Origin of the sequence: Streptomyces sp. NPDC005899, from assembly GCF_040629645.1 — a bacterium.
GTDB lineage: Bacteria > Actinomycetota > Actinomycetes > Streptomycetales > Streptomycetaceae > Streptomyces.
Genome location: NZ_JBEXWB010000047.1, coordinates 1 through 12,898, shown reverse-complemented (window position 1 = coordinate 12,898; position 12,898 = coordinate 1). Strand labels below are relative to the sequence as shown.

The 12,898-nt window shown below is 70.0% G+C and carries 10 protein-coding genes and 2 pseudogenes; 8 read left to right on the top strand and 4 right to left on the bottom strand.

Annotated elements, in window-relative coordinates; all coding sequences use genetic code 11:
- Window positions 1-84: 84 nt before the first annotated feature.
- A pseudogene (locus ABZ371_RS09090) lies at window positions 85-642 on the bottom strand (IS5 family transposase); the annotation flags it as partial.
- Window positions 643-705: 63 nt separating this feature from the next.
- Here ABZ371_RS09090 and ABZ371_RS09085 point away from each other — a divergent pair.
- From ABZ371_RS09085 to ABZ371_RS09060, 6 genes and pseudogenes are all read left to right on the top strand, one after another.
- Complete coding sequence (locus tag ABZ371_RS09085) at window positions 706-1,275, top strand: IS5 family transposase (protein ID WP_358675677.1); 570 nt, start codon at window positions 706-708, stop codon at window positions 1,273-1,275.
- Between the two features lie 53 nt (window positions 1,276-1,328).
- Window positions 1,329-1,796, top strand: a complete 468-nt coding sequence (locus tag ABZ371_RS09080; protein ID WP_358675652.1) for a hypothetical protein — start codon at window positions 1,329-1,331, stop codon at window positions 1,794-1,796.
- 23 nt (window positions 1,797-1,819) lie between these two features.
- Entirely contained in the window at window positions 1,820-4,174 is a 2,355-nt protein-coding gene (locus ABZ371_RS09075; protein ID WP_358675649.1) for an NB-ARC domain-containing protein, read from the top strand.
- 490 nt (window positions 4,175-4,664) lie between these two features.
- On the top strand, window positions 4,665-4,976 hold the full coding sequence (locus ABZ371_RS09070; RefSeq protein WP_358675647.1) for a hypothetical protein: 312 nt from the start codon (window positions 4,665-4,667) through the stop codon (window positions 4,974-4,976).
- A gap of 795 nt (window positions 4,977-5,771) precedes the next feature.
- Window positions 5,772-6,959, top strand: coding sequence for a PP2C family protein-serine/threonine phosphatase (locus tag ABZ371_RS09065; protein WP_358675645.1), 1,188 nt, complete (start codon window positions 5,772-5,774; stop codon window positions 6,957-6,959).
- A 282-nt stretch (window positions 6,960-7,241) separates the two neighbouring features.
- Window positions 7,242-7,553 (top strand): annotated as a pseudogene (locus ABZ371_RS09060) (transposase family protein); the annotation flags it as partial.
- A gap of 532 nt (window positions 7,554-8,085) precedes the next feature.
- Here ABZ371_RS09060 and ABZ371_RS09055 read toward each other — a convergent pair.
- Together ABZ371_RS09055 and ABZ371_RS09050 are read right to left on the bottom strand one after the other, a co-directional pair.
- Complete coding sequence (locus ABZ371_RS09055) at window positions 8,086-9,111, bottom strand: NADP-dependent oxidoreductase (protein ID WP_358675642.1); 1,026 nt, start codon at window positions 9,109-9,111, stop codon at window positions 8,086-8,088.
- Window positions 9,112-9,578: 467 nt separating this feature from the next.
- Entirely contained in the window at window positions 9,579-10,271 is a 693-nt protein-coding gene (locus ABZ371_RS09050) for an SDR family oxidoreductase (RefSeq protein ID WP_358675640.1), read from the bottom strand.
- Between the two features lie 115 nt (window positions 10,272-10,386).
- Here ABZ371_RS09050 and ABZ371_RS09045 point away from each other — a divergent pair, with 115 nt between their 5' ends.
- Complete coding sequence (locus ABZ371_RS09045; protein ID WP_358675637.1) at window positions 10,387-10,947, top strand: TetR/AcrR family transcriptional regulator; 561 nt, start codon at window positions 10,387-10,389, stop codon at window positions 10,945-10,947.
- A gap of 459 nt (window positions 10,948-11,406) precedes the next feature.
- Here ABZ371_RS09045 and ABZ371_RS09040 read toward each other — a convergent pair whose 3' ends face one another.
- The gene (locus ABZ371_RS09040) at window positions 11,407-11,694 is read right to left on the bottom strand and encodes a hypothetical protein (protein WP_358675634.1); all 288 of its coding nucleotides are present in this window, start codon (window positions 11,692-11,694) and stop codon (window positions 11,407-11,409) included.
- Window positions 11,695-12,432: 738 nt separating this feature from the next.
- Between ABZ371_RS09040 and ABZ371_RS09035 the strand changes: the two genes are divergently transcribed.
- Window positions 12,433-12,822, top strand: a complete 390-nt coding sequence (locus ABZ371_RS09035; RefSeq protein ID WP_358675631.1) for a hypothetical protein — start codon at window positions 12,433-12,435, stop codon at window positions 12,820-12,822.
- The last annotated feature ends 76 nt before the right edge of the window (window positions 12,823-12,898 follow it).

Genomic DNA, 12,898 nt, shown 5'->3' with positions numbered 1-12,898 from the left:
GACCAGTGTCTGGTTGCAGCGGCGCAGGGTCACCCGGGTTGGCGTCGGGACCTTCACGGCTTGTCCAAGTTCTATCGTCAAGTGTCACGCCCACATCAGGAGTGAAGGGAGGGTGACGGCCGCTTCGTAGGACTGGGCGGTCTTGTCGTAGCGGGTAGCGATGCCGCGCCACTGCTTCAGGCGGGTGAAGCGCCGATCCATGACGTTGCGGTGCTTGTAGGCCTCACGGTCGAAGGCCGGCGGGCGGCCACCGTGGCGGCCTCGCCGGGCGCGGATCGCCTTCGAGCTGTAGCCCTCGTCGCCCAGGACGGGATCGGGCCGGGTGCGGGGCCGTCCCGGTCCGATGAGGGGCCCCCTGATCGCGTCCATCACGGTGGTGAACCGGATGCAGTCGTTGGTGTTGCCGCCCGTGACGTCGAAAGCGAGAGGCCGGCCCCGACCGCCACACGCCAGGTGAGTCTTGCTGGTCAGGCCAGCTCTGGACCGGCCGTGGGCCGGGTCGCGGATCCCCCTTCTTCATGACCCCGCCGCATGCTGGTGGGCCCGGACGATCGTGGAATCGACGGATACCAGCCACTTGATGTCGCCCGCCGTATCCACCTTCGCTTGAGCGGCCCGTAGCATCCGGCCGAACGTCCCGTCCGTTGTCCACCAACGCACGCCGGACACCCTGCCGTCCAAGATCACCGAGTGCAAGACCTTCGGCTGGAGGCGTTCTTGCCTCGTGCTGGTGCGCGTGGTGGTCGGTGGAGTGACCACCGTCGGGTGATCAACGGGGTTCTCTACCGGGTGCGGACCGGCGTGCAGTGGCGGGATCTGCCCGAGCGGTTCGGGCCGTGGGAGACGGTCTACAAACGGCATCGTCGCTGGTCACTTGGTGGGACCTGGCAGATGCTGCTGTCCCGCGTCCAGGCAGCCGAGGATGCGGCGGGCGGTATCGACGACTGGGACGTGTCGGTGGACTCGACGGCAGTACGAGCTCACCGGCACGCCACCGGTGCGAGGAAGGCTCCTCCGGCCGCCCTTCCTCGAAAGGGGGCCGGGCGGGGGACGAACCAGGTCGATCCGGTACTACGGAAACTGGTCGCCCGTCTGGGCTCATCAGCAGCTCTCCTCGGGACCCTGCAGAACCGGCTCTGCGCCCGTTCGTGGAAGTGTTGGGTGCACCCGCCGCCCCGGGTTCCTCGTTCCCCGAGGCGGCTGCCTCCCGCTCCGCGTCGATGTTGCGGGCGCCGTTCCGATCGAACGGCCGCGAACGTACGCTGGGTTGCCTGACAGACGCGTGCGGGTCACCGCTCGTACGGACGCACTGCCTTGGGGGAGACACGGTGCTCGACGAAACGCTGATGGCCCTGGCCGCAAGCGCGGGGACCGCAGTGGCCGCGGCCGCCGGCACGGACGTCTGGGAAAGCGTGCGAACGCGGCTCGGCGGCATTCTCCGACGGGAGAACGGGGGCGACGCGGAGCTCGTCCTCGCCAGAGCCGACCGTGCGGCGGCGGAACTGAGCGGCGCCGAAGACGACGACGCCGAGCGCGCGCGCAGCCGTCTCGAAGGCGTGTGGCGGGACCGGTTCGAAGAATTGCTGGGACGCCTGGACGCGGACGAGCGCGCGGAAGTGGCCGACCAGCTGACGACGCTGGCGTCATTCGCCCGCCCTGCCGGCGGCGTCTCGGCAGGGGACGACGGCCTGGCTGTCGGCGGGAACGTGAGCGTCCGGGCGGGCGACGGCTCGGTCGCTGCCGTTCGCATCGGGACGGTGAACATGGGAAACCCTCCCTCGCCGGGTGTGGAGTAGAGGCGACCACATCCGGTCCCGCCGTGCCGTCGCTCAACGCGCACACGGCGATCAGTGCTCAGCACGGTGGGCTGGCCGTGGGCAGCGCCGGAAGTGTCACGTTCCACGCGCCGCCGGTGCGGGAAGTCTGGCCGCGCCAGATCGGTCTCGTCCCCGGCCGGGCCGACTGCTTCCAGCACCGGGAAGCCGCCGATCTCCTGGACCGGGCAGTCGCCGAGGGCGAAACCGCCGTCGTGTGCCAGCTGCTCTCCGGGACGGGCGGGGTCGGCAAGACGCAACTCGCCGCGCACTACGCCCGTACGGCGTGGGAAGCGGGTGAGGTGGACCTGCTCATGTGGATCAACGCGAGCAGCCGCGAAGCGATCACCACGGCCTACGCGCGAGCGGGCACCGAGGTCGCCGGCGCGGACCCCTCGGATCCCGAGGAGGCGATCGGCCGACTGCTGACCTGGCTGCAGACGACCGAGAGGAGGTGGCTCGTCGTCCTGGACGACCTCGGCGATCCCGGCGATCTGCACGGCCTGTGGCCGCCCGCGCGGCGCCGTGGCGCTGCCCTGGTCACCACACGCCGACGCGATGCCGCGCTGAGCGGGCCGGGGCGCCGACGCATCGACATCGGCCTGTTCTCCCCCGGGGAGTCCGTCGACTACCTGACCGCCAAGCTCGCCTCGGTACAACGCGACGACGAGCCGGCGCAGATCGCCGCCCTCGCCGAGGATCTGGGACACCTGCCGCTGGCGCTGGCCCAGGCGGTGACCTACCTGATCGATCTCGGCCTGAGCTGTGCCGATTACCGCACCCGACTGGCCGACCGCACCCGCGAGCTGGCCGACGTGGTGCCGGAGCGCGGGAACCTGCCCGACGACCACCACGACGTCATCGCTGCAACGTGGTCCCTGTCCATCGAGCGTGCCGACGCTTTGCGCCCACAGGGGCTGGCCCGGCCCGTGCTGGAGCTGGCCTCGGTACTGGACCCCAACGGAATCCCGACGGAGGTCCTCACCGCACCACCGGTGCTCAACAGCCTGGCGATCACCCGTAGAGCAATGGTCCTCAAACGAGGGGACCGGAAGAAGGTGTCCAGGGTCGTCACGGAACAGGAGGCGGCTGACGCGTTGCGCTGCCTCCACCGGCTCAGTCTCGTCGACTTCGTGCCCGGCGCCCGCCACGAAACGGTGCGCGTCCATCACCTCGTACAGCGGGCGACCAGGGAAGCCCTCATGCGGGACGGGCGCGCCGACGACGACGGTGCGGGTGGGCGGGATCTGAGCGGCCTGCTGGTCCGGCTCGATGCCGAAACGGCTGCGGAGGCCCTGGAATACGTCTGGCCGGTCGAGGAGCGGGACGACACGCTCATGGCGGCGCTGCAGGCCAACGCCAAGGCGGTGGCCGACCACGTACCCGTGACGGCGGCCGCGGGCATCGACGGCTCCCACTACCGCCTCGGCCTGCGGCTGGGCGAGGCCGGACACGCAGCGGAGGCCCGGCAACACTTCGAGCGGCTCCTCGCCGGCCTCTCCGTCGGGGCGAAGGGAGCCGAGCGCGGCAAGGACATCGAGCATCTCTTCGTCCGCCACAACATCGCGTGGTGGCAGATGGAGGCCGGCGACCCCGCAGGAGCGGCGACAGCCTTCGAGCGACTCCTGGCGGACAAGGAGGACGTACTGGGAGCAGCCACTCCGAGCACGTTCGCCACGCGTTACGGTCTGGCCCGGGCGCGGGGCGAAAGCGGGGACCCGGCGGCGGCCGTCGCGGCTTTCGAAGCACTGCTGGCCGACCGCCTGGACGCGTTGACCTACCGGACCCGGTCCTTCTCGCTCCGCCGCACCGTCCGCTTCGCGCAAAGAGCCGCAGACCGGCAGATGGCAGTCCGCATGGAGGCGCGCAGCGGTGCGACCGACCGCAGTCCGGGCGCGCTGCCCCAGTGGGAGCCCCCCGCTCCGTCCGCCCGCTACGGCCTGGCCTGGTGGCGGGGTATGGCCGGAGACCCGGTCGGGGCGGCGTGCGAGTTGGAAAGCCTGCTCGCCGAACAGGGGGATCTGCTCGCCGCCTTCGATCCGCTGCGACTGGCCACACGCCATGCCTGCGCCCATTGGAAGGCCGAGGCCGGCGATCCGGGCCGGGCGATCCTCCTGCTCACCGAGCTCCTGGCCGACCAGACCGGCATCCTGGGCCCCGAACACCCGCAGACCCTCGCGACACGCCACACCCTCGCCCGATGGAAGGGCGCGGTCGGCGACCGCGGCCGGGCGCTCGTCCTGCTTACCGAGCTGCTGGCCGACCAGACGCGCATCCTGGGCCCTGAGCACCCCCAGACCTTGGTGACGCGCCGCACCCTCGCCTGCGGGCAGTCGCGGTCCGCCGGGGAGGATGTCTGAAGCGGTCCTCCAAGGCGCGTCAGCCCGGGCGCGGAGACTTCCGTGTCCGGTAGGAACCGTTGGCCAGCCAGGAGACAGACCGGGCGGTGTCGGCGCCGGTGGAATTGCTTCCACCGATGGATAAATAGGGCGGCGGGGTCGGCTCAAAGCGGCTGCCTGGCTGCGGGCCTGGTCGAGACCGCAGCCGGTGGTCAGGGTCGAGGCGGACACCGAGACGGGCCCAGCGCGCCGGAAGACCAGCGAGTCGGCGACAACAATCCTGCCGGTCCTGTCATGGGTGACAAGCGGCGTGCCGTTTTGGTGACGACTACGGTGCCTCTATGCCGGGAGGGCCGCAGTTCAGACATCCTTCCTGGTGCCAACTATCGTGGTTCGGCACACCCGTCCCGTGGAGGCCAGGGATGCGCGTGGCTCGCCTAGCTACCGGGGAGCGGGCAGGGGCCTTCCTCAAGGCTGCTCAGGTAGGCCAGACCGCACTGTTCCACAGTGGTTGGCCGTTACGGCACCCGACGCCGAGGCCCACGTGCCGGATGCCCTGGCCCACGTCGACATGGCGACCGTGAAGCTCAGAGACCGGCTCCGGGAACTCCTCCTGGACGCGTCCCCGAACGAGGAACAGGCAGCGCAGGCAATCCACGCAGCCGTACGAGCCGCCGCGGACGCCCAGTTCGAGCTCCACCTCCACAACTACGGAAATCCGGCGCGGCTCGCTGCCCTCGACCCCGTGGCGTTCGCTCAGCACAGCAGCACCGTGGACGACGCCGTCACCGCCTTCGTCCGGGCGTGTGAAGGGAGGGACTGACGGTGACAGCAGCGACATCCGACCGAGCCAAGGCAGGACGGATCCTCGAAGCCCTCCCAGCCACAGCGCCCTGGCTGAACACGCTTTCCCGTCGGCTCCCTACGCCGCGTCCCCCTCGCGGTCTCACACGGGGTCGAGGATGCCCGGGACGCTCTGCTCCGGGACGTCGTCGATTTCGTAGCCCCGGAACTCGCGGAGGAACATCATGCCCTCCTTGACGCGCTCGAACGCCTCGTGGACGAGTTCGGGGGCACATTCCCACCGGACAGTGACGGACCGCTCCGGTACACCGAAGTGCCCCCCCGAGTGGAAGCGAACCGACAGCGCCCGGCATGATCAGACGGTGCGTGACCTGTCCCAGGCCCGCGATGCCGTGCTGCTCCCACGCGCCCACCGGGTACATCCACTCGCCACCGTCGGACCAGGTCCGCATCGCCCCGTCTGCACGCTCAGCGCCGCGGCGAAGGCGTCCAGCGCCGTCCCGGGTATCCGCACCTCCGTCGGCTCCCGCTCGATCCCCGCCACCTGGCCTTCTCACGTCGCGCGACGGGGCCCGCTGTCCTCCGACACTGAAGGTGGACCGTTTGCCACCGAAGTTGGACTGCTGTGATCTGCGGATCTTGCTGAGACGCAGGCATGAACGGGCGACCGGTGCATGGGTGGCGGCGATCTAGAGGTCACCTCTGGGATCATGTGACATCGTGACGCCCCCTGTGCGGCCATCTTCTGGCGATCACGTCGTGTTGTCTTCGGCCGTGTCGCGGGAAGAAGAAGCCGCAACCTATGGAGGCTGAAGTGGCAGATGAGCGGATCGATCTGGCCGGAGTCCTGGCTGCGGCGGAGGACGCGGCGCCCGTACGCTCCCTCGACGTCGTGGCGCGCAATCTGCGCGCCCGGTTCGGTGCGACGTACGTGTCGTTCCTGTTCGTCGACGTCGTCGGCCGGCGCCTGCTGCGGGTCAACGACAGACGGGCCCCGCATGACGAACGCCATGCCGAGCGGCTGTCTCTTTCGGGCAGCAGCGTCTATGACGAGGTCCTGCGCAGCCAGAAGCCGGTGGTGTCTTCGCAGAACGGCCAGGGGCTACGGGTACTCGCCCCGGTCACCAACCGCGGCGACACCATCGGGGTCCTGGAACTTTTCCTCACCCAGGTCACCCCGGATGTGCTGCTCGAGGTGGAGGAGGCCGCGCACGCGCTGGCGTACATCATCGTCACCGACCGGCGTTTCACGGACCTCTACTACTGGGGCAACCGCACCACGAAAGTCAGCCTGGCCGCCGAGATCCAGCGCCAGCTCCTGCCGTCGGCCGCCTCCTGCGAGTCCCCCGAGTTCACACTCGCCGGCGCCTTGGTGCCGGCCTCCGACATCGCCGGCGACACCTACGACTACAGCCTCGACAGCGAGGTCCTGCACCTGTCCATCACCGACGCCATGGGCCACGACGTCAGCGCCGCACTCATGGCCACCCTCCTGGTCAACGCCTCCCGCGGCGCCCGCCGCTCCGGAGCCGACCTCGCCGAACAGGCCCGCCAGACGCACCAGGCCCTCCTCGACCACGGCAACCGCACCTTCGCCACCGGCCAGCTGGTGCGCATCGCGCTGGACGGCAGCCACGCCCAGCTCATCAACGCCGGCCACCCCTGGCCCTTGCGACTGCGCAACGGCACGGTCACCGAACTGCGCCTGGCCGTGAACATGCCCTTCGGCGTCGCCTACCAGGACACCTACCAGGTCCAGGACCTCGACCTGCGCCCCGGCGACCGCCTCCTGCTCTACACCGACGGCATGCAGGAACGCCAAGCTCAGACGGTGGACCTGCCCGATCTCCTGCGCAGGACCGCCGACGAGCACCCGCGTGAGGTCGTGCGCACGATGGTCGCCGCGGTCGCCGACGCATACGACGGCCGCCCGCCGAGAGACGACGCCACCGTCCTGTGCCTGGACTGGCACGGACCAGGAAGCCGCCTCGCCACCTTCTGAGCAGCCTGACTGTCCGATGCGGGAGAGACGGATCGTCTGCGGCCGAAGCCGGACCCCCGCTGTGGGCATCCGTGCCGCTCTTCGGGCTCACCGGGCATCATGAGACAGCCCGCTGTAGCTGTCCAGCCGGTGATACGGCCAGCTGTCGCACCGATCCAGCTTTCATTGAGCGTTGTCGGAGTGGCCAGCGGTCGGGTGACGGCGGTGAGGCCGCAACGCACGAGGCCCACGTGCCGTTGAGGGAGATGTTCGAAGTCTCAACTCATCAGCACAGGTGCCTCGTTGGTCCCCTACCCTGCCGCACTTGGCCTGCCTCATGCGCTGGTCGAGTGGGTCACGATGCTCATCGTCACCCACAAGGGTGAACGCCGCTGCAAGCTTCCGCCGCACATGCGCGCGCTCGTCGCTCCGGTGTACCCGCACAAGCGCGACACCCTACCCCAGATCGCTGCGGCCTTCGGCATTTCGGTCGGCACCGCCCACGCTCGCACCACCGCGGTCATCGGCCTCCTGGCCGACCGGGCGCCGGGCCTGCTGAAGTTTCTGCGTGGGACCGACCCGGAGTATGTGCTGCTCGACGGGACGCTCGCCGAACGCGTCAGACGCCCTGGTCCGTGGCCGGCCCGGCACCAGGCTCTCCCCTGCGCGACGCGGCCTCGGCGATGCGGAGGATGCCGAGGCTGACCGGGTCAGGGCCCTATACGGCGCCAAGGCCTGTCGTGCAGGCCGCAGGTCCGGCACGAGGCGGCGCACGAGCCCCGGCGCGTCGAGGGCCACCTGCTGGGCGACGAAGCCGCCGAGCGAGTAATCCGAGTAGGTCCATCCGGGTCAGGACGAGGGCGGCCACGAACCCCTCCGCCGCACGCGCCATCGCGGCGACGGTGCCTGGGACGCGGCCGGTGGATCCGCCGACCCCGGGGAGGTCGAGCGCGACGACGCGGCGGTCGCGGGCGAGCGCGTCGACGAATCGGGGATCCCACTCGTAGAGCGTGGCGCCCAGGTGAGCAGGACCAGCGGGACGCCGTTCTCGGGGCCGAGGCCGCGGTACACGAGCGTGTCCGACCCTACGACGATGCGGCGGTTGGGCGCCGTGGCCCACGTGGTCGGGCGGGGACGGACGTCGGACTCAGCCACGGTTGGTCACCGCCTTCGGGTCGGTGGCGACCAGGACCTTGCCGCGTGTGCCGCCGGCGAGCGCCTCGTCGAGAGCCCGCGGGGTCTGGCCGAAGGGGAGCACCCGGTCGATGACCGGGTGCAGCACCCCGTCGTCGACCAGCCCGGCGACCTGGCGCAGCGCGGCGCTGTCGGGTGTGATGAACAGGAAGCGGTAGGTGACCCCGAGCGCGCGTGCCCGGCGGCGGGTACGGGCACTCAGGGCCCGGATGGCGAGCCGGACGACGGGGTTGACGCCGATGCGTCGTGCGAAGGCCGGGTCGGGCGGGCCCGTGATGCCGATGACGGTGCCGCCGGGGCGCAGCACACCGAGGGAAGCCTGCAGCGTGGCTCCGCCCTGGGTGTCGAGGACGAGGTCGACGGGCGTGCCGGCGAGGCTCTGCGCGAGGTCGTCGTGGCGGTAGTCGATGACGATGTCGGCACCGAGCTCTCGGGCGGCTGCGATGTTCGCCGTCGAGACGGTGGTGGCGACGGTGCAGCCCAGGTGCTTGGCGAGCTGGATCGCGACCGATCCCACGCCACCGGTCCCGCCGTGGATGAGGACGGTCTGGCCCTTCTTCACTTTGCCCATCTCGACAAGAGCCTGCCAGGCCGTGAGTGCGACGACTGGAAGCCCCGCGGCCTCGACCAGGCTCACCGACCTGGGTACGGGTGCCATCGTGGCGGCGTCGACCGCGACGAACTCGGCGAAGGTGCCCGTGGCTGCCAGGTCGACATAGCCGTACACGTGGTCGCCCACGGCGATGTCGCGTACCGCGGAGCCGGTTTCGACGACCTCGCCGGAGAGCTCACCGCCCATGACTTTGGGTAGCCGGAACGGGAAGATCGCCTTGAACTCGCCGGAGCGGAGCCGCTCGTCGGCATGGTTGACGCCCGACGCGACCATGCGCACGAGCACCTCATGGGGGGCGGGGGACGGTGCGGGCATCTCGACCTCCCGCAAGGGGGAGCCGTACCTCTCGAGGACGAAGGCCTTCACGGAGCACTCCTAGCAAAGCGTTTCTGGGGGGCGGGTATCTCGGCGGCGGGCGCATCCCGAATGGTCGCCGTACTTTTTGAGATATTTTGTGTTGTTTTTCTGGCTGCGGTGCGGGCGCGTTGCGTCCTCAGCAGCGTTGACTCATCGGGCGACCGGCACGACCGGGGCGGTGACGCGGTCGGCGGTGCCTCTTCGGAGGCGGTCCAGGGAGGCTTCCTCCGACTCGCCGGAACTGGTAGCCATCCCGCGCTGTCGAGAAAGGTGCCGTCGGCTTCGGCGAACCGGTCGAAGATCCGGCGTGCCCCGTCCAGCTCGGCGCCGGCGCCCCAGCCGGTGCCGAAGTTCGCGGTGCCCGGCGCGTACTCGGACACGCGCGGTCCGGTCCGGCGTCCCAAGGCCGTGTAACGCATGGGATGTCCTTGCATGAGGGGCGGGGAGGCGGTCGCGTTGGGGTGGAGAGGTGAGCGTCAGCCCGCGCTCGGCTGGGGTGCCGCGGACAGGCCCTGCTTGACGTACCGGCTGGTCTCGTCGGCGAGGATCTCGGGCATACCGGTCTCGATGCCGTACAGCGCCTGGGCCGCGACGTCGGCGGCGGCGACCTTCTGATCGGCGGGGACGTCGGCGGCCATGTCGGTATCCATGTAGCCGACGTGCAGCGCCGAGACGGTGATCCCGCGCGGTCCCAGCTCCTCACGCGTCGCGTCGCTCAGCGCCCAGGCGGCAGCCTTGGAGGCCGCGTAGGAGCCGAGGCCGGCCGGGTGAAACCAGGAGAGGGCGGACAGGACGTTGAGTACGGCGCCGCCGCCGTTGCCCTCGATAGCGGGGGCGAAGGCGCGGGTCGCGGCGAGTGGGCCGAAGAAGTTGGTCTCCATCTCGCGACGTACTTCGTCCAGGCCGCCTCCGACCAGCGTCGCGCCGGTGGAGATGCCCGCGTTGTTGATCAGCAGTGTCGCGTCGGACGCCACGCGGGCGGCCTCCCGTATCGATGCCTCGTCCGTGACGTCCAGCCGCAGCGGGATGACGCCCGGCACGTCGACCGTCTCGGGGCGTCGGGCCGCCCCGTACACCTTCGCGCCGCGCTCGACGAGCTGGGCTGCCAGGTGTCGCCCGAGCCCCCGGTTGGCGCCGGTGACGACCGCGACCGCGTTCTTGAGTTCCATGCTCACTCCTGATCCTGGCGGGCGTCGTGGGCCATCCGCAGAGGTTTAGATTATGCCTCCAATCTAAACATGGGTCTACGATAGATGCCAGTCGACATCCAAGCAGGAGGTGGTCATGGGCCGGGTATCGCAGGCGCAGGCGGAGGAAAATCGCAGGCGGGTGGTGGACACCGCATCCCGGCTGTTCCGAGAGGAGGGCACCCACGTCAGCGTCGCCGACCTGATGAAGGCGGCCGGTCTGACCCACGGCGCCTTCTACAAGCAGTTCGCCTCCAAGGAGGCGCTCGTCGACGAGGCCACCGCCCACGCCTTCGCCGAGCTCGCCCGGCGCTACACCGATGGACTCGAGCGGTACGAAGGGCGGCGCGACGCCGCCCAGCAGGTGCTGATCGACACCTACCTCTCCGTCGAGCACCGTGACGGCCCGGCGGACGGCTGTCCGGTCGCAGCCCTCGCCTCCGACATCGCGCGCGAAGGCGGGGGGCGCGAGGCCCGTCGCGTCTACACCGAGGGGGTGACCGACTTCGCCGGCTTCCTCGCCACCGACGACCAGGACGGCATCGTCCGCCTCTGCACCCTGTTCGGCGCGCTGGTCCTGTCCCGGGCCACCAACGGCTCCCCGCTCTCCGAGGAGATTCTCGCCGCCGCGCGCGCAGCCTTGACCGAAGCAGGCTGATCAAGGGCGCGGTGCGGCCATGCGTCGACCGAGCGCGTGGGTGCCGAGGCGTCCGTGGCCGGGCGGAGGTGGTGGGGGAAGGCCGCCGGCGCCCGGCGCACCGACCCCAGCGTGCGCGAGTCCGTTCTGGGTCGCATCTTCGTGAAGTGTCGGTTGCGCAGCCGACGTCAACGTGTCAGCAGGACTGACAGCCCACGGCTGTGCCGGCGCGCGCCGGCGCGTCGTCGGTGGGCCGTCCCTGCGCACCACAGAACTGCATGCAGACCTTCACAGCAAGCTGCGTACAGTCCGGCGGATGTTGGCGAAGGGTCATCCCGCAGGGAGTTCGCCTGTCGTCCTGGTGCAGCCGGGAGCCCCGGCCTTCTGCCCCGCGTGCGCGGGGACGGCGTCACCAGGCGAACCGCACCGGCCACCGTTGCGGGTCTGGACGCATTCCCCGGCCTGCGGCAGACCGACCCGTCAAAGTTTGGTCCGTCCCTCGCCGACGTGCGCCTCACTGCGCAGCGCACCGCCCGCTTCGCGTGGGCCGGCTACGAGGTACACGTGACCGTCGGCCATGAGGACCATCTCGACCGCGATAGTCCGGAGAGTCCCGGCCTGTACCGGGAGGTCCGCGCTCACGCCACCCTCCTCATCCCCCAGACCGTCGCCGTGGACGGCATCGGGCACGTCGAGTGGGAGATGATCAACTCCCGGGCGGAGATGGCGTTCCCCGATGCGTTCGCCGTGGCGGTCGCGGACCAGCACGACTCGCGGTTCGCCGCCACCGTCCTGTCGACCGTGGCCAAGGCTCTCGCGTACGCCCGCCTGGCCACCGGGCACGCGGCCGTCCAGTCGGAGGGCTGCCGCGGACGAGGTGAGGTGGGAGAGCGAACCGGCGGGGGTCAGTTCGCGCAAGTGGCTCCGGGACAAGCGGGCGCAGCGGGACGCGGCAACGTCGTAGGTTCGGGCCGCTGTCTCTCTGTTCCTCGCCCGCCCGGCGGACGGGTCGAGGGGGGCGCCGTCGGGCGCGGGCAGAGGCCGCCGGAGTCAGCCCACCAAGACCGAGCTGGCCCCGGATCCAGTCGGTTGCCGGTGGCTACTCAGTTGGCGGGGACTGCGTGGTTCTCGGGGGAAGGGGTGCGGTGCCGCGCAGAATGCAGGTCAGCCGGGATCCTTCTTCAGGATGGATCGCAGCACAGAATCATGAGTGAGGACCGTCGTGGCATCCGGGCGAGGTGGTGCCGAAGAGAGGGATGTCACCACTGGACACCGACGTGAAAGGCCACCGTTTCCCACCCCAGGCCCCGGGGACTCGGGGACGTTTCAGGCGGACGCGCATCTCTGTCGTCACAGGCAGCCTGGCGGCGCGGGGCACCGCCCGATCGACCAATCGCCACACCCGGAGCATGTCATCCGCTCGGCACGAAACTTCACTCGCTGTCACGCACCAACTTCTCTGTTTGCCTGGTGAACAGCGGCATCTGAGCGGCAGAATTGCTAGACATGCGTAGTTGGAGGCGGGCGTGGCGCACGGCGGCGGTATTTCTGGCCAGCTTGGGTGTGCTCGGGCTGTTCATCGGGCTGGCTTCGGTGAAGGACGGGTTCGACACTGCGGACAAGGTTTCAAGTGTCTGGGGTGCTGTCTTCGGCGCAGTGGCCTTGGGGCTGTCCTGGTACTCGTGGCGGCGAGCCGGTCCGGAGAGTGATCCCCAGGCTGTTGCAAGCAGGCTGGCGAAAAAGGTGGTGCGCGTGGAGGAAGACGCTCTGCGGCAGTTGCTTGGCGGCAGCCTAGGTTCACTGATTGACGTCAGCTTCAGGGTCACGGTCACCGGGGCGGTCGCAGCCCCACCTGCCGCGGCAGATGGAGACTGGAGGGGACTGCTGCACGAGTAGGTGACAGTGGGTTTATGCAGCCAGGGCTGCGGGTGGGGTCATGATGGCTTCGTACTCGATGGGGGTCAATCGGGCC

Coding starts and splice junctions, on each gene's coding strand:
- ABZ371_RS09050 (WP_358675640.1), bottom strand. CDS start 10,271: ATGGAACTCAAGAACGCGGTCGCGGTCGTCACCGGCGCCAACCGGGGG.
- ABZ371_RS09045 (WP_358675637.1), top strand. CDS start 10,387: ATGGGCCGGGTATCGCAGGCGCAGGCGGAGGAAAATCGCAGGCGGGTG.
- ABZ371_RS09035 (WP_358675631.1), top strand. CDS start 12,433: ATGCGTAGTTGGAGGCGGGCGTGGCGCACGGCGGCGGTATTTCTGGCC.